At 68.9% G+C, this 22,563-nt stretch carries 22 protein-coding genes; 18 read left to right on the forward strand and 4 right to left on the reverse strand.

What is annotated here, in order from left to right; genetic code table 11:
- Window positions 1-246: 246 nt before the first annotated feature.
- From AB0L57_RS09765 to AB0L57_RS09785, 5 genes are all read left to right on the forward strand, one after another.
- Entirely contained in the window at window positions 247-732 is a 486-nt protein-coding gene (locus AB0L57_RS09765) for a flavin reductase family protein (protein WP_364960531.1), read from the forward strand.
- Window positions 733-921: 189 nt separating this feature from the next.
- The gene (locus AB0L57_RS09770; protein ID WP_364959562.1) at window positions 922-2,064 is read left to right on the forward strand and encodes a Rieske 2Fe-2S domain-containing protein; all 1,143 of its coding nucleotides are present in this window, start codon (window positions 922-924) and stop codon (window positions 2,062-2,064) included.
- Window positions 2,065-2,075: 11 nt separating this feature from the next.
- Window positions 2,076-2,336: a hypothetical protein gene (locus tag AB0L57_RS09775; RefSeq protein ID WP_364959564.1), complete on the forward strand. Its 261-nt coding sequence runs from the start codon at window positions 2,076-2,078 to the stop codon at window positions 2,334-2,336.
- Between the two features lie 109 nt (window positions 2,337-2,445).
- Window positions 2,446-3,618, forward strand: a complete 1,173-nt coding sequence (locus AB0L57_RS09780; protein ID WP_364959566.1) for a ferredoxin--NADP reductase — start codon at window positions 2,446-2,448, stop codon at window positions 3,616-3,618.
- A gap of 19 nt (window positions 3,619-3,637) precedes the next feature.
- A complete protein-coding gene (locus AB0L57_RS09785) occupies window positions 3,638-4,516 on the forward strand; it encodes a VOC family protein (RefSeq protein WP_364959568.1) in 879 nt (292 codons plus the stop codon).
- A 10-nt stretch (window positions 4,517-4,526) separates the two neighbouring features.
- Here the strand turns inward: AB0L57_RS09785 and AB0L57_RS09790 are convergent, their stop codons facing one another.
- Window positions 4,527-6,218, reverse strand: a complete 1,692-nt coding sequence (locus tag AB0L57_RS09790) for a nitroreductase family deazaflavin-dependent oxidoreductase (RefSeq protein ID WP_364959570.1) — start codon at window positions 6,216-6,218, stop codon at window positions 4,527-4,529.
- 121 nt (window positions 6,219-6,339) lie between these two features.
- On the opposite strand from AB0L57_RS09790, the gene AB0L57_RS09795 reads away from it, so the two are divergent.
- On the forward strand, window positions 6,340-6,918 hold the full coding sequence (locus tag AB0L57_RS09795) for a TetR/AcrR family transcriptional regulator (RefSeq protein ID WP_364959572.1): 579 nt from the start codon (window positions 6,340-6,342) through the stop codon (window positions 6,916-6,918).
- A gap of 129 nt (window positions 6,919-7,047) precedes the next feature.
- Here AB0L57_RS09795 and AB0L57_RS09800 read toward each other — a convergent pair whose 3' ends face one another.
- The 3 genes from AB0L57_RS09800 to AB0L57_RS09810 all read right to left on the reverse strand — a co-directional run bounded on the left by AB0L57_RS09800 (window position 7,048) and on the right by AB0L57_RS09810 (window position 10,120).
- Window positions 7,048-7,941, reverse strand: a complete 894-nt coding sequence (locus tag AB0L57_RS09800) for a ribokinase (RefSeq protein ID WP_364959574.1) — start codon at window positions 7,939-7,941, stop codon at window positions 7,048-7,050.
- A gap of 57 nt (window positions 7,942-7,998) precedes the next feature.
- Window positions 7,999-8,478, reverse strand: coding sequence for an SRPBCC family protein (locus tag AB0L57_RS09805; RefSeq protein ID WP_364959576.1), 480 nt, complete (start codon window positions 8,476-8,478; stop codon window positions 7,999-8,001).
- Between the two features lie 82 nt (window positions 8,479-8,560).
- Window positions 8,561-10,120 (reverse strand): MFS transporter, encoded by a 1,560-nt coding sequence (locus AB0L57_RS09810; protein WP_364959578.1) that lies wholly within the window; start codon window positions 10,118-10,120, stop codon window positions 8,561-8,563.
- Between the two features lie 91 nt (window positions 10,121-10,211).
- On the opposite strand from AB0L57_RS09810, the gene AB0L57_RS09815 reads away from it, so the two are divergent.
- The 12 genes from AB0L57_RS09815 (at window position 10,212) to holA (ending at window position 22,554) form a co-directional block, all read left to right on the forward strand.
- A complete protein-coding gene (locus AB0L57_RS09815; protein WP_364959580.1) occupies window positions 10,212-11,480 on the forward strand; it encodes a glutamate-5-semialdehyde dehydrogenase in 1,269 nt (422 codons plus the stop codon).
- A gap of 146 nt (window positions 11,481-11,626) precedes the next feature.
- Entirely contained in the window at window positions 11,627-12,520 is an 894-nt protein-coding gene (locus AB0L57_RS09820) for a MoxR family ATPase (protein WP_364959582.1), read from the forward strand.
- Between the two features lie 48 nt (window positions 12,521-12,568).
- Window positions 12,569-14,014 carry a VWA domain-containing protein gene (locus AB0L57_RS09825; protein WP_364960532.1) on the forward strand — a complete coding sequence of 482 codons (1,446 nt, stop codon included), beginning with the start codon at window positions 12,569-12,571 and terminating at the stop codon, window positions 14,012-14,014.
- Window positions 14,015-14,093: 79 nt separating this feature from the next.
- The gene (locus AB0L57_RS09830) at window positions 14,094-14,834 is read left to right on the forward strand and encodes a hypothetical protein (protein ID WP_364959584.1); all 741 of its coding nucleotides are present in this window, start codon (window positions 14,094-14,096) and stop codon (window positions 14,832-14,834) included.
- 60 nt (window positions 14,835-14,894) lie between these two features.
- On the forward strand, window positions 14,895-15,524 hold the full coding sequence (gene nadD / locus AB0L57_RS09835) for a nicotinate-nucleotide adenylyltransferase (RefSeq protein WP_364959586.1): 630 nt from the start codon (window positions 14,895-14,897) through the stop codon (window positions 15,522-15,524).
- A 4-nt stretch (window positions 15,525-15,528) separates the two neighbouring features.
- On the forward strand, window positions 15,529-15,927 hold the full coding sequence (gene rsfS / locus AB0L57_RS09840) for a ribosome silencing factor (protein ID WP_364959588.1): 399 nt from the start codon (window positions 15,529-15,531) through the stop codon (window positions 15,925-15,927).
- Between the two features lie 26 nt (window positions 15,928-15,953).
- Window positions 15,954-16,631 (forward strand): histidine phosphatase family protein, encoded by a 678-nt coding sequence (locus tag AB0L57_RS09845; protein ID WP_364960533.1) that lies wholly within the window; start codon window positions 15,954-15,956, stop codon window positions 16,629-16,631.
- A 358-nt stretch (window positions 16,632-16,989) separates the two neighbouring features.
- Window positions 16,990-17,772, forward strand: a complete 783-nt coding sequence (octT, locus tag AB0L57_RS09850; protein ID WP_364960535.1) for a diglucosylglycerate octanoyltransferase — start codon at window positions 16,990-16,992, stop codon at window positions 17,770-17,772.
- Between the two features lie 17 nt (window positions 17,773-17,789).
- Window positions 17,790-18,632 carry a DegV family protein gene (locus tag AB0L57_RS09855; protein ID WP_364959590.1) on the forward strand — a complete coding sequence of 281 codons (843 nt, stop codon included), beginning with the start codon at window positions 17,790-17,792 and terminating at the stop codon, window positions 18,630-18,632.
- A gap of 102 nt (window positions 18,633-18,734) precedes the next feature.
- Window positions 18,735-19,877, forward strand: coding sequence for a ComEA family DNA-binding protein (locus AB0L57_RS09860; RefSeq protein ID WP_364959592.1), 1,143 nt, complete (start codon window positions 18,735-18,737; stop codon window positions 19,875-19,877).
- A complete protein-coding gene (locus tag AB0L57_RS09865; protein WP_364959594.1) occupies window positions 19,874-21,586 on the forward strand; it encodes a ComEC/Rec2 family competence protein in 1,713 nt (570 codons plus the stop codon). Before AB0L57_RS09860 ends, AB0L57_RS09865 begins: the two co-directional genes overlap by 4 nt.
- A complete protein-coding gene (holA, locus tag AB0L57_RS09870) occupies window positions 21,583-22,554 on the forward strand; it encodes a DNA polymerase III subunit delta (RefSeq protein ID WP_364959596.1) in 972 nt (323 codons plus the stop codon). Before AB0L57_RS09865 ends, holA begins: the two co-directional genes overlap by 4 nt.
- Window positions 22,555-22,563 lie beyond the last annotated feature (9 nt).

Consider the following 22,563-nt stretch of genomic DNA (forward strand, 5'->3'; position numbering starts at 1 on the left):
CCTCCGATGGCTCATATGCAGTCTAGAAGTATTTCTACTAGGCATGTGACGTTTCGTATTTGTGTTACCAGTCACAGTGGTCCACACCGTGTGGTTCGCGAATCGGTGGAACTACGTAGATGCGTACGGAAATCCTTCCCGGTGACCGGGTCTGGCCATTGACCCGGACTCCGCCCGGCCTGGTGTCATGGCTGGAAGCTATATGTCTGTTCGAAATGAGGAGTGGCCGTGGACCCGGCAGTTCACATGGATCCGACAATCCCCGACGCGACGTTCAAATCCGTCCTCGGCAGGTTCTGTACGGGGGTCACGGTGATCACCGCACTGGCCGACGGGCAGCCGGTCGGATTCAGTTGTCAATCGTTCTCGTCGTTGTCGCTCGATCCGCCCGCTGTCGCCTTCTTTCCCGCGCGGACCTCGACGTCTTGGCCGCGGATCCGGGCCGCGGGGCAGTTCTGCGTCAACATCCTGGCCCACGATCAGGCCGAGATCTGCCGGGCACTGGGCCGTACCGGAACCGACAAATTCGCCGGGGTCGGCTGGGTGCCCTCCGGCAACGGCGCGCCGCGGCTGAGCGGTGCACTCGCCAGCATCGACTGCGAACTGGATCGGGAGATCGACGGCGGCGATCACACCGTCGTGATCGCGCGGGTGACCGCGCTGACCGAACACTCCGAACAGCCGCCACTGCTGTTCTACCGCGCCGGTTTCGAACGGTTGCACGGCCACTGAGGTGCCCGCGGGGTGCCTACCCCGACTCCGGCGCCGGCCGATGCGGACGGCCGCTGGGCGGAGCCGCTCTCCCGGCCAGTGGGACTTCCGATGCCGTTGATCTGTCCCGCTGGCGAGCATCGAATCATCACCCGGGGCGTGGTTCGACGCCTGCGACCGAGGCGAACGGGCAATCGAGACGGAGGAATCATGAACAGCGACAGTGACGTTCGGGTCATCGACGCGGGCGCGCCGCCCACCCGGTTCGCCCGTGGCTGGCACTGCCTGGGCCTGGCGGATTCCTTCCGCGACGGGAAGCCGCACACGGTGGCCGCATTCGGCACCGAGCTGGTGGTGTTCGCCGCCGAGGACGGCGCCCTCAACGTGCTCAACGCCTACTGCCCGCACATGGGCGGCAACCTCGCCGACGGAACGATCAAGGGCGATTCGCTGGCCTGTCCCTTCCATGACTGGCGCTGGAACGGGAAGGGCAAGTGCACCGGAATCCCGTATGCCCGGCGCGTTCCGCCGCTGGCGCGCACCAAGGCGTGGCCGACACTCGAGCAGAACAAACAGCTGTTCGTCTGGAACGATCCGGAGGGCAAACAACCGCCCGCCGACATCACCATTCCACGCGTGGACGCCGCCTTCGACGACGAGTGGACCGACTGGACCTGGAATTCCATGGTCGTCGAGGCCAACTGCCGCGAGGTGGTCGACAACGTCGTGGACATGGCGCACTTCTTCTATGTGCACTACGGCTTCCCGACCTTCTTCAAGAACGTCTTCGAGGGGCATACCGCGAGCCAGTACATGACCTCCATCTCCCGCGAGGACATGATGGGGGAGACCGCGAAAGCGCTGGGCGGCAAGAACACCCTGCATTCGGAGGCGTCCTACTACGGCCCCTCCTACATGATCGACCATCTGCGCAGTGAGAGCGCCGGCCCCGCGATGGAGGGCTACCTGATCAACTGCCACTACCCGATCACCGAGAATCGTTTCCTGCTGCAGTACGGCGCCATAGCCAAACGGCCGCAAGGGGTTTCGCCGGAGCGAGCCGACGAGATCGCGGCAGCCTTCGTCGGCGGTCTGGGGCGGGGCTTCGAACAGGATGCCGCGATCTGGAAACGCAAGTCGCGCATCAACAATCCGCTGCTGTGCGAGGAGGACGGGCCGGTCTATCAGCTGCGACGCTGGTACGAGCAGTTCTACACCGATGTCGCCGACATCTCCGAGGAGATGACCGCCCGCTTCGAATTCGAGGTCGACACCACCCGCGCGGTCACCGCCTGGGAAGCGGAGGTCGCCGAAAATCTCGCCGCACGCGCCGGCCAGGTTGTCGCGGGCTGAGAGCGGTTGTGATGGACGAGGTGTCGTGCCGATCCTGCGGGGCGTGCGTACTGGTCGAGAAATTCAGTCCGCAGCACACGAGTGTGCAGTGGACCGGTGCCGCCCGCGCGCACTGCACCGAGCTGCCGGGACGCGGCCTGCACACCTGTGCGGCGCTGCGCGACAGCGTCGACGAGGCAGTGCGCTCGGGCGAGCTGGGGGTGAGCACGCGGGATACCGATGTCAGCACGCGCGGGCGGACCCTCGCGCCGACGCGGGAGCACGACCGATGAACCGGTGGCGCGCATCCGGCGCGCACCGTGTGAAACAGTCGGCCCGGCATCCCGGAGGACGTTCGCGTTCTCCGGAATCGCCACTTCAGGAACGGATCTGGTGACAACGATGACAACCACAGCCGAATCCGCGGCCGCGCGAGCCCGCTCGGCGAGTGCGGCCGGGTCAGCGCCGGAATCGGCCGATGCTCCGGCGAATCTCGCCGCCCCTCAGATCGCCGACGGCGCAGACGTGGTGAAGGCGCCGGCCGGCCTTCCGGCGCTGGTCCGGGTGGTGCGCGTCGTACGGGAAACCTCCGACGCGGTGTCACTGGAGCTGGAACCGGAACCGGATGACGCCCACCGTTTCGACTATCGCCCCGGCCAATTTCTCACGCTGCGGATTCCCAGTGATCTGACCGGTTCGGTCAGCCGGTGCTACTCGTTGTCGAGCGCACCGCACGAAGGGGGCGCGCTCAAGGTCACCGTCAAACGCACCGTCGACGGATACGGGTCGAATTGGTTGTGCGACAACGCCGCCGAGGGATCCATACTGCGGGTCCTGCCCCCGGCCGGACTGTTCACCCCGTCGTCTCTGGATCTCGATCTGCTGTTGTTCGCGGGCGGCAGCGGGATCACCCCGGTGCTGTCCATTCTCAAGGCGGTGCTCGCCCAGGGGAGCGGGCGGTGCACGCTGATCTACGCCAACCGGGACGAGAAATCCGTCATCTTCGCCGCCGAACTCGCGGAACTCGCTGCCGCGCATCCGGATCGGCTGCACGTCGTGCACTGGCTGGAATCCGTCCAGGGCCTGCCGAGTGTCGAACAGCTGACAGCGCTGGTCCGCCCGTGGGCCGAGCGCGAGGTCTTCGTCTGCGGTCCCGCGCCGTTCATGACCGCGGTCGGTGCGGCGATGACAGCACACGGCGCCGCGCGTGCCCGGGTACACATGGAGAAGTTCGTCTCGCTGTCGGGCAATCCGTTCGAGACCGGGAACGAACCCGCGCCGGCCGCGGCCGACGACACCGACTCCGCGTCCGTCGAGATCGACCTCGACGATGCGACACACCGGATGGCCTGGCCGCGTCGGCAGGTGCTGCTGGATACCTTGCTGGCGGCGGGACTCGAGGCGCCGTATTCGTGCCGGGAGGGCGCGTGCAGCGCCTGCGTGTGCCGGGTCGTGTCCGGCGAGGTGTCGATGCGCCGCAACGAGGTCCTCGAGCAGGAGGATCTGGCCGACGGCTATGTGCTCGCCTGCCAGGCGGTCCCGGTATCCGACGATATTTCGATCACCTATTCCTGAATCTCGCGAGGAGTGACACATGGCAGCGTTCAGCTCGCTCGGATACATCCGGGCGCAGATCGCCGATGTCGAGGCATGGCGTGCGTTCGCGTTCGACACCATCGGATTCGCGGAGGGCTCCGGGCCGAATCCGGACGCGATCTACCTGCGGATGGACGAGCACACCTACCGTCTGGAATTGGTTCCGGGTGAGCGGGACGCGGTTCTCGCGGTGGGCTGGCAGGTCGCCGATCGCCGCAGCCTGACGCTGGTCGCGGAGTTGCTGCGCGGCAACGGTGTCGACGTGATTGAGCTGAGCCCGGCCGAGGCGGTCGCCCGCCATGTGGAGGAGGCGATCACCTTCACCGATCCGTCGGGATTCACCGTGGAGGTGTTCCACGGGCCGCTGCTGGACCACAGTCCGGTGCTCGGCAAGTACGGAAACCGTTTCGTCACCGGCGATCTCGGCCTCGGGCACGTGGTGCTGCCGGTTCCCGACATCGAGGCCGCCCGGAGTTTCTACACCGAGGTGCTGGACTTCTCCTCGCGCGGATCGTTCCGGGTGGGCCCGCCCGAACATCCGATCTGGATCAGGTTCATGGGCGTCAACCCCCGCCATCACAGCCTCGCGCTGATTCCCGGCAGCCGCGGTGACGGTCCGGGCATCGTGCACGTGATGGTGGAGGTGGACGCGCTCGACGACGTGGGCCGTGCGCTGGATCGCGTCACGCGCGCCGGCTACCACCTGTCCTCGACGCTGGGCCGGCACACCAACGACAAGATGATCTCCTTCTACGTCCGCACCCCGGGCGGCTGGGACCTCGAATTCGGTTGTGAGGGAAAGCTTGTCGGCGACGACTACACAGCCGAGGAGATGACCGCCGACAGCTACTGGGGACACGACTGGGTGCGCGGCTGAGTCCGGAGGATCAGCGGTCGGTGAAGGTGATCCGCACCGACACCGGATCGGTCTGCAGGGCGGCGAAACCGACCGCGGTCAGCGGCGCCAGCAGTGGATGCGGGGCGAAGGCGCGGGCGCGGGCCACCACATCGTCGTCGGGGCGCAGCTGCGCGGTCGCGGTGCGCCACCGGCCGTCCTGGCGCACCCGGACCCGCGGATCGGCGGCCACGTTGTTGCCCCAGCCCGAGCGCATCCCGTGCTGGCAGATGATCCAGCCGCCCTCGTCGTCGAGCAGCACTGCCACCGGAACCCGCCGTGGCCGACCGGATTTGCGCCCCGTCGTCTCCAATTCGGTGGCGAAGGTGGAACGGATGCCGATCCGGTCCAGTCCGGTGAACAGTGGATTGACCAGATAGCGGTTGGCCGCCCGCTCGATCCGGAACTTGGTCGCTTTCCGGTCCGGGCGGGCGGAACCGCGCCGCGCTCGGAAGGCGTCGAATCCGTTGCGGCGCAGCATGGTCACCGCCGTGAACCACGGGGACCGGGCCGGGTCGGGGTCGAGTCCGGCGCCCAGACGATGCAGCTGATCGGTGTGCCACTGCAGATCCAGGGCGCCGTCGAGCGCCCGAAGTGTCGCGTTGGTAGCCAGTTTTCCGCGCAGGCCGAGTGAAATCGACGGCGGGCGAAGCACTTTGGTCGCACCGTCGAGCAGGTCCCGGGCGGCGCCGGGCTGGACGGTGGTGGGCCGCCCGAGTCCGACCACATCGGTGGCCCCCGATTCCACCGCCGCCGACATCGCCGTACGGCTGCGGAATCCGCCGGTGACCGCCAGCGGCACGGTGCTCGCCACCCGTCGCACGGTTTCGGCGTACTCCAGGAAATAGGCTTCACGGGCCAGGGTGCTGCTCGCTCGGTCGCGGGCCCGGCCCATCATCGCCGGCGATTCGTAACTGCCGCCACTGATTTCGATCAGATCCAGCGACTCGGCCGCCAGCCGTTCGATCACCGCGCGAGATTCGTCCTCGGTGAAACCGCCACGCTGGAAGTCCGCCGAATTGAGTTTGACGGCCACCGCGAATCCGGGCCGCACGGCCGCGCGGACGGCGCGAACCACCTCGATCAGGAACCGGGACCGCCGCTGCGGATCACCACCCCACTCGTCGGTGCGCCGATTGGCCAGCGGCGACAGGAACTGCGACACCAGATACCCGTGGGCGCCGTGGATCTGGACGCCGTCGAATCCGGCCGCCTCGGCGATCCGGGCCGCGGTGGCGAAACGGTCGATGAGACCTGTGATTTCCGATGCGGTCAGAGCGCGTGGCGCCGGCAATCCGGGAACCCCGGCGGCGATCGCGGAGGGAGCCACCGGACGCTGCCGGCCCGCGAGCGGATTCGCTTGGCGGCCGGGATGATTCAGTTGCATCCATACCGGACTGCCGCCGTCCTCGGCGGCCTTGGCCCATCGGGTCAGCGCGGCGAGATCGCGGTCGTCCTCGATCACCACATTGCCGGGTTCGCCGAGTTGTTCCCGGTCGATCATCACATTCCCGGTGACGATCAGGCCGTAGCCGCCGGTGCCCCAGCGGCGGAACAAGGTGGCCAGCCGGTCGTCGGGCGCGTGCGCGGCGGTGCCGAGTCCCTCGCTGAGCGCGGACTTCATCGTTCGGTTCGGCAATACCTGACCACAGGGCAGGGGGAGTGGGTCGTGTAATCCGGCCATGACATTCCTCCGGTGTAGGGATGAGGTATACCGATCGGTGTAGTTCGACGGTAGTACACCGATCGGTATAGGACAACCGGTAGACTGGGCGACGCAGAATATGCGGAGAAAGGGGACACGGATGGGTGCCCGCGATCGGCTCATCGCCAGCGCCGTGGATCTGCTGGGCAGTAACGGCGTGGCCGGGACCGGCATCGCCCAGTTGCTCGACCGCAGCGGAATCTCCCGCCGCTCGGTCTATCTGAACTTTCCGGGTGGGAAATCGGAACTCGTCGCCGAGGCCACCCGGGCGGCCGGAGCCACCTACAGCGCACTACTGCGCTCGCTCGCCGCCGGCGCCGATATCGCCACCTGTGTCGCGGCCTATCCCGCCATCTGGCGCGACAAGCTCGCGGCCAGCGAATTCACCGCGGGCTGCCCGGTCGTGGCTGCCGCACTGGGACGTGCCGAGGCGCCGGAAGCGGCCGATGCCGCCGGCGCGATCTTCACCGAATGGGAAGCCATCCTCACCGAACGCCTCGTGGCCGAACAGGTGGAGCCGGATCTGGCGCTGTCGCTGGCCACCACCGTGATCGCGGCGCTGGAAGGTGCCGTGGTCATGTCCCTGGCCACCGGTTCGATGGATCCGCTGGAGCGGGTCGGCGCGCAGATGTCGGATCTCATCGCGCGGCACACCGCCGCGGCATCGGCCGTCGGCTGATTCGCCGGGTTTGGTCCACGCCCTGGGAAACCACACGGCGGCAGTCGTTTCGGTGATCGATAACCCGGAACCGATACGTCCGGGACGCGGAGCCGGTGGTAGCGGCGATGTCACCGCACCGTCGGCGGGTCAGCCGTTCGCCGGGACGGAGGTCGTCCCCGGTTCTCCCCGATCGCGCAGGACTCGGGTGATTTCCGCGGCGGTCGGGATCGCGGCAGTCGCACCGAACGCGGTGGTGGCCAGGGCGCCCGCGGTGCAGGCCCAGGCCAGCGCGGTTTCTGGGCCCTCGTGCCAGTGTGCGGCCAGGGCGCCGGTGAAGGTGTCGCCCGCGCCGGTGGTGTCGACCACCGCGACCGGTACTCCGGGATGGTGGAAATCGCCTTCGGGTCCGCGATAACTCGCGCCCGACCCACCCCGGGTCGTCAACACGTGCGCGACGCCGCCCAGCTCGGAATCCAGTTGTGCCGCTTCGCCTTCGTTGACCACGGCGATATCCACTGTGGACCAGGTGCTCGCCGGAAGTGGCCGCGCGGGCGAGGGATTGAGCAGGACGAGGGTGCCGTTGGACCGGGCGTGCCGGGCCGCCGCGGTCACGGTATCGACCGGAATCTCCAACTGGCACAGCAGAATATCGGCCTCCGCGATGATCGCCAGGTCCGCGGCGGTGAGATCGGTCAGTGCCGCGTTGGCGCCGCCGACCACGATGATCGAGTTCTCCCCGGATTCGTCGACGACGATCGCCGCGATACCGCTGGAGCCCTCGATCGTGCGCAGTCCTTCGGCACCGATCTCGTTGTCGGCCAGCACGTTACGCAGTGCGGTGCCGAAGACATCGGTCCCGATGGCGCCGATGAAGTCGACCCGCGCACCCGCCCGCCCGGCCGCGATCGCCTGATTGGCGCCCTTGCCGCCGGGCACCGACTCGAAGGAGGTACCCAGGATCGTCTCGCCGGGCCGGGGCCGCCGCGGCGTGCGAGTGACCAGGTCCATATTGATGCTGCCCACCACCGCGATCCGCGCCATGTACGCACCGTAACCCGGTACCCGGGCCCGGTGCGCGCGAACCGCGGTGGCGCCGGCTCAGGCCCGGTCGGGTGCGGTCGCGAGGGTGGCCAGCCGATCGAGGGAGCCTCGCAGTTTGTCGGCCGTGGTCGCGCGGGCACGCGGGAACCGCAGTTCGTCGGTCAGCCGCGTCCAGTCGTAGGTGTGGCGGACCTTCGTGCGGTCGGTATCGACGACCTCCAGCTCCCACCGCCACAGATGGCCGGGTGGGCGCTGTCCGGGCTCGGCCGGCAGCCAGGCGATGCGGCGCTCCTCCTCGAACTCGACCACATGGTTCTCCCGGGTCTGCCCGTTGGTGAGGTCCACGGCGAACACCTCGCCGACCGATCGCACCCGCTGCCCGGTCGCCGCGGTACTCAGATTGTCGTTGCCGTCCCAGCGTGGCTGCTGTGCCGGATCGGCGATCAGTTCGAAGATACGGGCGGCCGGTGCGGAAATCTCACGCTCGGCCGATGCGATTCTCGTCTCGGTGCCCTGGGCTGCGTCGGTATCTGCCATACGACCATCGAAACAACCGGCGACGGCGGCGGCAAGCGACGGATCAACGTGATCGCAACGCCCCCATCGTGTCCGGACCGGCTCAGCCGAGGTCTTCGGACGCGCGTCCGGGTTCCAGCGGTGGCCCGGCCACCGGGCAGTTCACCCGGCACTGTGGTTCGGCCTCCGGCGTCGCGGTGCGCAGTGCGTCGTCCCGCACGACGACGAAGGTCAGGACCGCCGCGACCGCCATGACCGCGGCGCAGATCAGCATCGCGGTGTGGAATCCGTCGGCGAATCGGGCGGGATCGTTGTACGCGGCGCCGGTGAGCCCGGTCAGCGGCGGAATCGCGGCCACCGCGAGCAACCCGGCCGCGCGGGCCACCGCGTTGTTCACTCCGCTCGCCACACCGGCGTGACGTTCGTCGGCGGTGGCGAGCACGGTCGCGGTGAGGGGTGCGACGGCGAGCGTCAGACCCAGCCCGAACACCACGGCCGCCGGCAGCACATCGGTGAGGTAGGAGGCGTCGGGCCCGATCCTGGTCATGAGCAGCATGCCGCCCGCCGCCAGCAGCACACCGGTCGTGATCGGCAGCCGCGGGCCGATCCGCTGGGCCAGCTCACCGGACCACGCGGAGAACAGCAGCATGAGCACGGTCGAGGGCAGCATGGCGGTACCGGCGGCCATCGGCCCGAATCCCGCCACCACCTGCAGTGTGAGTACCAGGAGGAAGAACACGACGCCCATCGCCCCGTACATGACGAAGGTGACGGCGTTGATCGCGCTGAACTGGCGGGACCGGAATATCTCCACCGGAAGCATCGGCGGTGGACCGGAACCGCGGTGCGCCGACCGGCGCCGCTCGACCACGACGAAGCCGATCCCGGCCAGCACACCGACGACCGCGGTGATCACGACGGCCGTGCGGCTGCTCCCGTGTTCGGGAGCCATGGTCAGCGCGTAGGTGATCCCCGCGAGACAGGCGGCGGCCAGCACCGCGCCCAGGATGTCGAAACCCTCGCGTACCCGGGCCGATTCGCCGCGGCCGGCCTCCGCCGCGGGATCCCGGGCGAGCTCGGAGCCGTAGGTTTCGGGAACGTGCCGCATCGCGACGAGGACGACCACCGCCGCCAGCGGGATGTTCAACAGGAACACCCAGCGCCAGCCCGCCACTCCGACCAGCCAGCCACCGACGAACGGGCCGATCGCCCCGGCGACACCGCCCAGTCCCGACCACGCGCCCACCGCCCGCGGCCGATCGGATTCGGCGAAGGAGGCCTGGATGATCGCCAGCGACCCCGGAGTCAGCAATGCCCCGCCCACACCTTGGAGCGCCCGCGCCGCGATCAGCATCGGAATATCTTGTGCCGCACCGCAGAGCGCGGAGGCCAGGGCGAACCACACCACCCCGATGACGAACACCCGGCGCCGTCCGAACCGATCGCCGAGTGAGCCGCCGAGCAGAATCAGCCCCGCCAGCGTGAGTGTGTAGGCGTTGACCGTCCACTGCAGCCCGGCCATCGAGGCGCCGAACTCCTCGCCGATGCGAGGCAGCGCGACATTGACGACCGTGGCGTCGAGCATCGCCATCCCGGAACCCAGCACGGTCGCCAGCAGCACCCATCGACCCGAACCAGAGGACAACCGGATGGTGGCGACCATGGAGACACCGTAGCCGGACGCACCGACATGATCCGGTGTTCGGCGGTCGTCGCGTGACGGCGAGCCCGGGCCGGTCAGTAGGCTGTCGACCATGAGTGCTGGAACTGTCGGCGAAGTGGATACGGTGCGCGCGGCGGTGCACGATGCGGCACGCCGGGCTCGGGTGGCGTCACGGACGCTGGCCCAGCTCACCACCGCGGAGAAGGATCAGGCCCTGCACGGCGCGGCCGATGCCCTGCTCGCCGCCAGGAATGTCGTGCTGGCCGCGAATGCCGAGGACATCGCCAATGCCGAGGCGGCCGGTACCGCCGGTTCCCTCCTGGACCGCCTGCGGCTCACCGCGGCCCGCGTCGACGGGATCGCCTCCGGACTGCGCCAGGTCGCCGGGCTGCCCGACCCGGTCGGGGAGGTGCTGCGTGGATCGACGCTGGCCAACGGTCTCGAGATTCGGCAGGTCCGGGTGCCGCTGGGCGTGGTCGGCATGGTCTACGAGGCGCGTCCGAATGTCACCGTCGACGCCTTCGGCCTGGCCCTGAAGTCGGGTAACGCGGCCCTGCTGCGCGGCTCCTCCTCGGCCGCGCGGTCCAATGCGGCGCTGGTCGCGGTCATGCGGGAAGCCCTTGCCACACAAGGAATCCCCGCTGACGCGGTGCAATTGCTCCCCAGCGAGGATCGATCCAGCGTCACCCATCTGATCCAGGCTCGCGGTCTGGTGGACGTGGTGATTCCGCGCGGCGGCGCCGGGCTCATCAATGCCGTCGTGCGCGACGCGCTGGTGCCGACCATCGAGACCGGCACCGGTAACTGTCACGTGTACGTGCACGGGGCAGCGGATCTGGCGATGGCGGAGTCGATCCTGCTGAACTCCAAGACTCGCCGACCCAGCGTCTGCAATACCGCCGAGACGGTGCTCATCGATCGGTCCATCGCCGAGACGGCGGTGCCACGTCTGATCGCCGCGCTGGAGCAGGCACAGGTCACCGTCCACGGCGATCTGCCCGGCCTGGTGCCCGCCACCGATGAGGACTGGGCCGACGAATACCTCTCGCTGGACATCGCACTGAAGGTCGTCGACGATCTCGACGCCGCAGTCGAGCACATCAACGAGTGGGGGACCGGGCACACCGAGGCGATCGTCACCGCCGATCTGCGGGCGGCTCGTGCATTCACCGCACAGGTGGATGCCGCCGCGGTGATGGTCAACGCCTCGACCGCCTTCACCGACGGTGAGCAGTTCGGCTTCGGCGCCGAGATCGGCATCTCGACGCAGAAGTTGCACGCGCGCGGTCCGATGGCCCTGCCCGAACTGACGTCAACGAAGTGGATCGTGTGGGGCGACGGCCAGATCCGGCCGAGCTGACAGGGGTCCCCACCACCGGAGTATCGGTGACCGGCCGGATATGTGTACCGTCGTGAGCAGGTGTTCTATACGGTGCATACCTGCGGTGGGCTGCGCTGTTGTTCGTTGAGCTGGGCGTGTGCCCAACTCGGAGGAGGGCCGCAACTGTGCAGACGACCGTGCACGAGCCGATCTTCACCTCGGTCGACGAGGTGATCGAACGGCTGGCGACGACCGGCTACCTGGCCGACAAGGCAACCGCCACCTCGGTATTCCTGGCCGACCGGCTGGGCAAGCCGCTGCTGATCGAAGGACCGGCCGGTGTCGGCAAGACGGAGCTGTCCCGGGCCGTCGCCGAGGTCGCCGGCGCCGAACTGGTCCGCCTGCAGTGCTACGAGGGAATCGATGAGGCCCGCGCGCTGTACGAGTGGAATCACGCCAAGCAGATCCTGCGCATCCAGTCCGCGACGTCGTCCGGCCCGGAGAACGAAAACGCCTGGGCGGATACGAAAGCCGATGTGTTCAGCGAGGAATTCCTGCTGCAGCGGCCACTGCTGACCGCGATCCGGCGCACCGACCCCACCGTCCTGCTGATCGACGAGGCGGACAAGGCCGATGTCGAGATCGAGGGCTTGATGCTCGAGGTCCTCAGCGATTTCGCGGTGACCGTACCCGAACTGGGCACCATCGCCGCCACCCGGCTGCCGTTCGTGGTGCTGACCTCCAATGCGACCCGGGAACTGTCCGAGGCGCTCAAACGCCGCTGTCTCTACCTGCACATCGACTTCCCGGACGAGGAACTCGAGCGCCGCATCCTGGCCAGCCGGGTACCGGAGCTGAAACCCGCCGTGGCCGCCCAGCTGGTGCGGGTGGTGCACGTCCTGCGTGGAATGCAGCTCAAGAAGCTGCCCTCGGTGGCGGAATCCATCGACTGGGCCCGCACCCTGCTCGCCCTGGGCGCGAAAGATCTCGACGACAAGACCGTGCGCGGCACGCTCGGCGTCGTGCTCAAACACCAGAGCGACCATCAGCGCGCGCTGGCCGAGCTGAAATTGGCCTGAGCGGTGACCGGTAAGCGCAGCACACCGCGCGGGCTGGTCGCCGCGGCGCTGCGGGGCGGCTCCGCACCGGGCCCGCAGGGCGCACCGGAACCGGGGCAGCTCGCACCGCACGGACTGCCCGGACATGTGGTGGGCTTCGTGGAGGCGTTGCGCGCCAGGGGAATTCCGGTCGGCCCGTCGGAAACGGTCGATGCCGGGCGGGTGCTGACCGTGGTCGACCTGATGGACCGGGAGATGTTGCGCGAGGGCCTGGCCTGCGCGCTGCTGCGCCGTCCCACGCAGCGCGCCACCTTCGACGGGCTGTTCGAACTGTGGTTCCCCGCGGCACTGGGCGAGCGAGCCGGCGCCCAGGAGGTGGAGCTGCCGCGCCGCGACGACGGTGAGATCGACCTGTTCGAACTGCGCCGGATGCTGGCGGAGATGCTGGCGGGTGACCCGACCGGTGAGCAGAGCAGGCAGTTGCAGAATCTGGCCGCGCAGATGGTCGAGCAGATGGGGCAGTACCAGTCGGCGAACGGTCCGTCGTTCTCGGCCTATCAGACCTTGAAGGATGTTCAGCCCGAGGTGCTGATCAGCCGGATCCTCGCCGGACTGTCAGCGGGACAGGACAATTCGGAGTTCGACACCGAGGTGGCACGCCGGGCCGCACGGGAGCGGGTGAAGGCCTTCCGCACCACCGTGGAGGGTGAGACCCGCCGCCGCGTCGCCGAACGGCAGGGCCGCGAACGGGTCTCCACCTACGGGGTGCAGCGTCAGGCCGAGGACGTCGATTTCCTGCGCATCTCGGAGAACGAACTCGCAGAACTGCGGCGTGGTTCGCAGCGGCTGGCCCGAGTATTGGCCTCCCGTTTGGCCGCTCGCCGCCGCCATGCCCGGCGCGGTGAGATCGATCTACGCAAGACCCTGCGCCGTTCCATGTCGACCGGTGGGGTGCCGATCACCCTGGAAACGCGCAAGCCCCGGCCGGGCCGTCCGGATCTGGTGCTGCTGTGCGACATCTCGGGTTCGGTCGCCGGATTCTCCAGTTTCACCATGTTGCTGGTGGATTCGCTGCGCGAGCAGTTCTCCCGGGTGCGGATCTTCGCGTTCGTCGATCGCACCGACGAGGTGACCCATCTCTTCGATCAGGTCACCCCGCTGGATCAGGTGACCCGGCGCATCTTCACCGAGACGAAGGTCGTGGGCTTCGAAGGGCATTCCGATTACGGTGCGGCGCTGCGCGGATTCGCGGAGGACTGGCCCGATGCGGTGACCAGCCGGACCTCCCTGCTGATCCTCGGCGATGCCCGTACCAACTATCGCGATCCGGCGCTGGACACGCTGCGTGGTCTGGCCGACACGGCCAAGCACGCCCATTGGCTCAATCCGGAGGCCGAAAGAATGTGGGGGACCGGCGATTCGGCGGCCGATCGCTATCGCGACGTCGTCGAGATGCACGAGTGCCGGTCGGCGCGCCAGCTCACCGGTGTGGTGAGCAGACTGCTACCGGTCTAGACAACAGCCGAGGCGCGGCGGATGTCCGCCATCAGCGGCTGTTAAGTGCTTGCCAAGCGGAGCCGCCGATCATTCGCGCGTGCCGAACCCATCGGGGGAGTTCGCTACCGGACTCCCCGCCGACCAGCCGAGCGCCGTGGCGCCGCCGCATCCGCCGGATTCCCGGGAACCCTCCCCGCGGACCACGGACTCGCCGGATGAATCACCTCGCGACCGGGTCCGGGAACTGGTCGAGACCGCTACCGCGCTGATCGGCGGTGAACCCGCGGTGGCCGAGCGGATGTTGTCGCGGGCTGTGGGAATCGGTGCCGATGTTCTCACCCCGGAGCAGCTCGCGCGGGTGCGATCGCTGCTGGTGACCGCGATCGCTCAGCAACCCGGACGCGAGGCCGACCTCGCTGCCGCGGCCCTGGCCGCGGCCCGCGACTGGGGCGACATCTCCGCCCGCGACGCGGCCCACCACACCGTCGTCGCGGCCCGGATCCACTATCGCGGCGGCCGGTACCGCTCGGCGGCCCACCTGTTCGCGCGGGCGCTGTCCCGGGGCGAGCTGCCGTATCCACCGGAGGAGATCGCGGTGCTGTACGAACTACTGGGCCATTGCCTGGACGCGGACGCGCGGTACCGGGCGGCGGCGCGAGCCTATGCCGCCGGCGCCGCCGCAGTGGCGGATCGCGCGCGGTGGGCGGAGCTGTTCGCCGATCTCACCGGTGCCGCGGCGCGATCCCGGCGGCTGGGCCGCAAGCCGGGGGCGGCGGTGCGGGAATGGGTGCGGAACGCGCGCGCGAGCGGTGCTGGGCCGTTGCCCGGACCGCGGTAGCCACCGGTTGGGGGTGACGAATCCGCACGCGGCGGGGCTCGCCCAGTAAGCTCGTCATTCGTGCAAAACACTCCCCGGCGCAAAGTGGGCGTGATGGGCGGAACCTTCGATCCGATCCATCACGGGCACCTGGTCGCCGCGAGCGAGGTCGCCGACACCTTCGACCTCGATGAAGTGATCTTCGTTCCCACCGGTCAGCCCTGGCAGAAGGCTTCACGCCAGGTGTCGGCGGCCGAGGACCGCTATCTGATGACCGTCATCGCCACCGCGTCGAATCCGCGCTTCTCCGTCAGTCGCGCCGACATCGACCGGGAAAAGGCCACCTATACCGTCGATACCCTGCGTGACCTGCGGAATCAGCATCCGAACACGGATCTGTACTTCATCACGGGTGCGGACGCGCTGGCCAGCATCCTGACATGGCAGGATTGGGCGGAACTGTTCGAGCTGGCGAAGTTCGTCGGGGTGAGCCGTCCGGGGTACGAGTTGAACGTCGATCACCTCGAGGAGCATCTGAGGGATCAGCCGGCCGATGCGGTCACCGTCATCGAGATCCCGGCCCTGGCGATCTCGTCGAGCGAATGCCGTCGCCGTGCCGCCGAGGGGCGCCCGGTGTGGTACCTCGTTCCCGACGGCGTCGTGCAGTACATATCGAAACGGCATTTGTACGTGCCGGGAGGGAACGGGTGAGCTGATGACCGCATCAACACAGGCGGTGGAGATGTCACAGGTCGCCGCGCGGGCCGCCGACGAGAAGCTGGCGACCGACGTGGTCGTCCTCGATGTCTCCGACCAGTTGGTGATCACCGACTGCTTCGTCATCGCGTCCGCGCCGAACGAGCGGCAGGTCAACGCGATCGTCGAGAACGTCGAGGAGAAACTGCGCCTTGCCGGGCACAAGCCGGTCCGCCGGGAGGGCACTCGGGAAGGCCGCTGGGTGCTGTTGGACTACGTCGATGTCGTGGTGCACATCCAGCACAGCGATGAACGCAATTTCTATGCGCTGGAACGGTTGTGGAAGGACTGCCCGCAGATCGAGGTTTCCGGCCTGGCCTCCCCGGCACCCTCGACCGGCGCCGGAGAGTCCGAGTGAGCGACGAACACAACGAGGGGGACAGCGTGACGGCCGGTTCACGGGCGACGAAGTATCCGGATGCGCGGCGGCTGATCCTGTTGCGGCACGGACAGACCGAGTGGAACGCCACCGACCGGATGCAGGGGCAGATCGACACCGAACTGAGCGAACTGGGCCGCCGGCAGGCGAAAGACGTGGCGCGCGAGCTGGTTTCCCAGGACGCGATAGCGCTCATCTCCTCGGATCTGCGGCGTGCCTACGACACCGCGCAGGCACTGGCCGAGCACAGCGGCCTCGAGGTCGTGCGGGACGAACGGTTGCGCGAGACCAGTCTGGGCGACTGGGAGGGACTCGATCACCTCGAGGTCGACGCGCAGTATCCGGGTGCGCGCAAGGCGTGGCGGCTCGATCCCACCGTCACACCGCCCGGTGGTGAGAGCAAACTCGATGTCGGCGCACGGGCGCTGCCGGTGGTGCGTGAGCTGTTCGCCGAGCGTGCGGACTGGCCCGGTCGTACCATCATTCTGGTCGCGCACGGCGGGCTGATCGCAGCCCTGACCGCCGCGCTGCTGGAACTGCCCGAGCACAAATGGCCGATTCTGGGCGGATTGGCCAATACCAGCTGGGTGCAGCTGAGCAGCCACGGTCCGGGCATCGAGCAGCCGGGCTGGCGGCTGGATGTGTGGAACGCGGCGGCGAAGGTAGCTCCTGATGTCCTCTGAACGCTCCGGTGACGACCGGGACGAGTCGGTCCGGCAGGTATCCGACGATCTGATGCGCAAGGCATCCGAGGGTCCGATCCGGCGGTTGCCGGACGCGCTGTTCGGGCCCGTGAGCGCGCCCGCGGAATCGGAGACCGACAGCGACGCTCCGTCCGGATCCGCCGAAAGCAATGCCGACGGTGGATCCACCGGCCCGCCGGAGCATCTCGCGGACGATGCCCCGGACGCGCTCGCGGATGAAGACATCCCCGCCGCCGGCGAAGCTACTGCCGGTGACGATGCGGCCGGGACCGGTGACAGCACCGCCGGTGACGTCACGGCGGGGAACAGCGAGTCGGCCGGGGTGCCCGAAGACTCCGTGACCGGCGGTGCGGTCGAGGCGTCGCACTCCGGTGCGGAACCCGCGCCCGAGGACTCGCAGCGTCCGGTTCTGGTCGTGATCGCCGACTCGTTGTCCTACTTCGGGCCCAAGGGCGGGCTGCCGTCCGACCATCCCCGGATCTGGCCAAATCTGGTTGCGGCGGAACTCGATTGGGATGTCGAGCTGGTCGCGCGGATCGGCTGGACCTGCCGCGATGCCTACTGGGCACTGATCGGTGATCCGCGGATCTGGTCCGCGGTGCCCCGGGCCGGCGCGGTCGTCCTGGCCACCGGCGGAATGGATACCCTGCCCTCCCCGCTGCCGACGGCACTGCGGGAGCTGATCCGGTATCTGCGGCCGCCGATGGTGCGCCGGCAGGTGCGCAACGGATACCAGTGGCTGCAGCCGCGGCTGTCGAAGCTGGGGCGTCCCGTGGCGCTGCCACCGCATGTCAGCATCGACTATCTGGAACAGTCCCGGAACGCGATCGAGCAGTTGCGGCCGGAGCTGCCGGTGGTCTCGGTCCTGCCCTCGGTCCACGACTGCGAGGCGTACGGCCGGGTGCACACGGGCCGCGAGCCCGCGGTGCGCGCACTGCGCGCCTGGTCGGCGAAATCCGGTGTGCCACTGGTCGATCTGGGTGAGGCGGTACGTGAGGACATCTTCTCCGGTGAGGCCAATCCGGACGGGATCCATTGGGGATGGGAGGGGCACGCGGCGGTCGCGCGGGCCATGGTGAAGGTGCTGTCGGAGGTGCGTTCGGTCGAGGCCGGTGCATGAGCCGGTCCGGATAATCCATGGCCGTGGTGGTGGTGACCGATTCGGCGGCGAGCGTGCCGGCCGACCTGGTCTCGGAACTGGGCATCGTCGTGGTGCCGCTGCATGTGCTGGTCGACGACCGCGCGATCGACGAGGGCATCGAAGACCTCGATATCGACTACGGCTCGTCGACCGTGACGACCTCCTCGGCGTCCCCGGGTGAACTGCGGGCCGCCTATGAACGTGCGCTGGGTCTGAGTGCCGGGGACGGCGTTGTGGCGGTGCATATTTCGCGACAGCTGTCGGCGACCTGGGAGGCCGGTCGGCACGCGGTCCACGATATGGACGCCGCCGATCGGGTCCGGGTGGTGGATTCGCTGAGCGCGGGCCTGGGCACCGGTCTGCCGGTTCTCGCGGCCGCGCGGCGGGCACGCTCGGGTGCCGCACTCGACGGCGTGTACGACGCCGCGGTCGCCGCCTCCGATCGTTCCCGCACTTTCATCGTCGTCAACCGGACCGAACAGCTGCGGCGCGGCGGCCGGCTCAGCACCGCCGCCATGTTCTTCGGAACCGAACTGGTGACCAAACCGATCCTGCAGATCGTGGACGGCAAGCTGGAGCTGCGGGAGAAGGCGCGCACCCGTTCCAAGGCGTACGCGAAACTCGTCGCGGCGGCGGTCGACGCGGCCGGTGACGAGGGCGCGTCGGTCGCGGTGCAACATCTGGGCGCGGCCTCGGCCGCGGCGACCGTCGCGGACCAGCTCGGTGAGCTCATCCCCGACATCCGGGAGTTGGTGACGGCCGAGTTCGGGCCCACACTCGGCGTGCACGTGGGTACCGGAGCGGTGGGCGTGCTGGTGGTGCCGGGAGGTTGTGGCTGATCGGACCAGTTTTGTCCACAGCCCGCCCAGTTGTCCCCAGACATTCCGAAAGCCCTGTTCGGGCTTCGATTTCGGCGGTTCGGCCCGCATACCGTGACCGCCATGGCGCGATATGAGGATCGGACTCGGCTACGGCGGCGACTGACAGATCTCCCATCGGATCCGGTGCACTCGGCAGCCGCGGTGCCGGTGCGCGACGATCCGCCGGGCGGGGGATCATGGGATCTCGCGGAGATCACCGATGGCGATCCGCCCGGTCCGCGCAGCGGTGGCGGGCACATCCCGGTTCGGGGACGGGATTCGCAAGGGCCACGCCGAGAACGTATTCCGGCACGGTCGGTGCCACCGGATGCGGTCGGCGAACCGGACGACGACACGAAGGAGCACCGCGGTTCGGCGAGCGAGCGGATGGCGCGGAAAGTCGCGGTGGCACCGGAGTCGGCGGGGTTGTTCGAGCCGTCGGACGCGCCGCGAACTCCGCAGTGGCTCACCGAACCCGTGGGTTCGATGACGATATGGCAGCGCATCGTCCCGCGGCGATGGCGCGGGGTGCGACTGGATCTCGGCCGCAGGGGTGCACTGGTGCTGGCGGGCGTCGGTGCTGCCGCGCTGATCGTCACCGCTGCGGCCGTGCATCGCGAGGATCCGGCGGCGCCGGTGTCTGCGCTGCCGGTCGTCCGGGCCGTCGCCGAATCATCCGCACCGGCTCCGCCGGACGGGCCGGGGCTCGCCGTCCGATCCGATCCGCCCGATCGAGTGGCACCGGTCGGGGCTCCGGCGGGCGGGGACCTGGTCATCAGTGTGATCGGCCTGGTCGATCACCCCGGGTTGCTGCACGTCGCGCCGGGTTCCCGCGTTGCCGACGCGGTCGCGCTCGCCGTCGCACGCGACGGCGCCGATCTCGCCGGCCTGAATCTGGCGCAACGACTGGCCGATGGCGATCAGATCGTGGTCGCCGCTCCGGGGGCGGCGGAACTTCCCCGCCTGGGCAGCATGGTCGTCCCGAGCGGACCACACGGCCCCGCCGCCCCGGGAACTCCGGCCACGCCGCCACAGCGCATCAATCTGAATACCGCCACCGACAAGGATCTCGACTCCCTCACCGGCGTCGGCCCCGCCACCGCGGCCGCCATCATCACCTGGCGACAACAACACGGCCGCTTCACCACCGTGGACCAGCTCGCGGAGGTCACCGGAGTCGGCCCCGCGAAACTCGACAAGATCCGCGAGCAGGTCACGGTATGAGCGAGCGGCGCACGGACGGCGGGCGCGAACCACGTCGTATGGATGGTGAGGGCACAGCCGGTGGCCCCGGTCTCGAGCGGTCTGGCGATGCCGGCCCGGTGGTGCGCGCGGTCACCGGTCGGGATGCGGGATCGGACGGACAGATCGCGGTCGATGCGCGGTTGCTTCCGGCAGCGGCGGCCTGCTGGCTGGTGACCGTTCTCGCGGTCGTCGCGGGTTGGCGCGCCGGACTGGGAGCCGGTGTGCTACTGGGTGTTTCGAGTCTCGCACTCGGGGTGTGCCTGGTTCGTGGCATCGTGCGCGGTGTCGTCCGGTGCGTCGTGTGGTCGGTGCTGGCGGCATTTTCGGTGGCCGCCGGATTCGCCTTCGCGGGGGCCTGGCAGGAGCATCGGGTCGCCGCGCATCCGCTGCGGCAGTTACCTGTGGGCAGCGTGGTGACCGCGGAGCTGGTCGCAGGCGATCTGAAGCCGCTGCCCGCTCGGTCCTTCGGCGGAAGGCAGTGGATGATGCGCGCTACTGTGCGCGAATTCCGCTACGGGACAACGACAGTACGTGGTGGCGCCGCGGTCACGGTGATCACCCCGGAACGGATCTGGTCGGAACTGGTACCGGGGCAGCATGTCCGCTTCCGAGCGCGTGTCGACCGGCCGTGGCGGCGAGATCTGACGGTGGCCGCCCTGCGCGCACAGGGGCCGCCGAGTGCGGTGGGTCCGCGGACCTGGTGGCAGAGCGCGGCGGCCACGATTCGCACGAAGCTCTCGGAATCCGCGCAGCGTGCCCTGTCACCGGATGCGGCCGGTGTGCTGCCCGGCCTGATCGACGGTGACACCTCTCATGTTCCCGATCGTGTCCGGGAGAATTTCCAGGCGGTCGACCTCACCCATCTGCTGGCTGTGTCGGGGACGAACGTATCGATCGTGCTTGCCGCCGTGCTGTTGTCGACTCGGACGCTGACACTCGATCCGCGTGTGGGCGCGCTGCTGGCAGGATTGGCGCTGTTCGGATTCGTCATCCTGGCGCGGCCCTCACCATCGGTGTTGCGAGCATCGGTGATGGGGGCCATCGCGGTTCTGGCGATCATGACCGGACGGCGAAAACAGGCCCTGCCGGCGCTGTGCGTGGCGGTGCTCGTGCTCGTCGGATTCTCGCCCCAACTGGCCGTCGATGCCGGATTCGCGCTGTCGGTTCTCGCGACGGCAGCGCTGATCCTGCTGGCACCGGAGTGGACACGGTGGCTGGAACGCCGAGGTTGGCCCAGGGCGGTCGCCGAGGCGTTCGGGGTGGCGACGGCCGCATTCGTCGTCACCACGCCCATCATCGTGGCCCTCACCGGACACCTGAGCGGGGTGGCGATTCTGGCGAATGTGCTCGTCGAACCGGTCGTCGCGCCCATCACACTGCTCGGGGTGGCCGCCGCGGTCCTGTCGTGTGTGTGGCAACCGGCCGCCGTGTGGGTCCTGCACCTCGCCGAACTGCCGATGTGGTGGTTGCTCGCGGTCGCCGAACACGCTGCTGGACTGGGTATTTCGCTGACGATGCCGGCGGGGGCCGGTGGTGCGGCACTGGCCGCGACCGTACTCGCCGCGGGTGTCGCGGTGGTCGCGTTGTCCGGCTCGCTGCGGCGCGGGCGCCGCCGTGCCGCCGAACCACGTATGTCGGGCGGCGGGGTCGCGGATCTGTCGCCGCCCACCCGTAGGATCGTGCCGTGACCGACCATCCCGCTGCCTTGCATCTGGTACTCGGTGAAGAGGAGTTGCTCGTCGAGCGCGCCGTCTCCGCCGTCGTGGCGCAAGCCCGGGCCGCGAGCCCGGACCCCGATGCGCTGCCGGTGGACCGGTTGCGGGCCGGCGATGCCAGCTCCGCCGAGCTGGCCGAGCTGCTGAGCCCGTCACTGTTCGCCGAGGATCGGGTGATCGTGCTCGAGTCCGCGGCCGAGGCCGGTAAGGACGCGGTGGCGCTGATCAGCGCTGCGGCCGCCGATCTGCCGGAGGGGGTCGTCCTGGTGGTGCTGCATTCGGGGGGCGGCCGGGCGAAGGCGCTGGCGCCCGCACTGCAGAAGACGGGGGCGCAGGTGCACAGCTGCGCCAAGGTGAGCAAGGCCGGGGAGCGGAACGAGTTCGTGCGCAACGAGTTCCGCTCGGCCGGGGTGCGCGTGTCCGCCGACATCGTGCAAGCGATGGTCGAGGCGATCGGATCCGATCTGCGGGAACTGGCCGCTGCCTGTTCCCAGCTGGCCGCCGACACCGGTGGCCGGGTGGATATGGCCGCGGTGCGCCGTTATTACTCGGGCCGCGCCGAGGTCACCGGATTCGAGGTCGCCGACCTCGCCGTCGGGGGCGACCGGCCGGCGGCCATGGAGGCACTGCGCTGGGCCACCGACCGCGGCGTGCCCGCCGTCCTGCTCGCCGATGCCCTGGCCGATTCGGTGCACACCATCGCGCGGGTGGGGTCGGCGGGGCGCGGCGATCCGTTCGCGCTGGCCTCCAAGCTCGGAATGCCGCCGTGGAAGGTGAAGAAGGCACAGGCACAGGCCCGCGGCTGGAATCCGGGGACCATCGGCAGCGCACTACAGGTGGTCGCGGCACTGAACGCTGATGTCAAAGGTCAGGCCGCCGATACCGATTTCGCCCTGGAACGCGCGCTGTCGACGATCCTGAATCTGCACTCGGCATCCTGAATTCCGGCG

It is taken from the genome of Nocardia sp. NPDC052254 (assembly GCF_040679495.1).
GTDB lineage: Bacteria > Actinomycetota > Actinomycetes > Mycobacteriales > Mycobacteriaceae > Nocardia.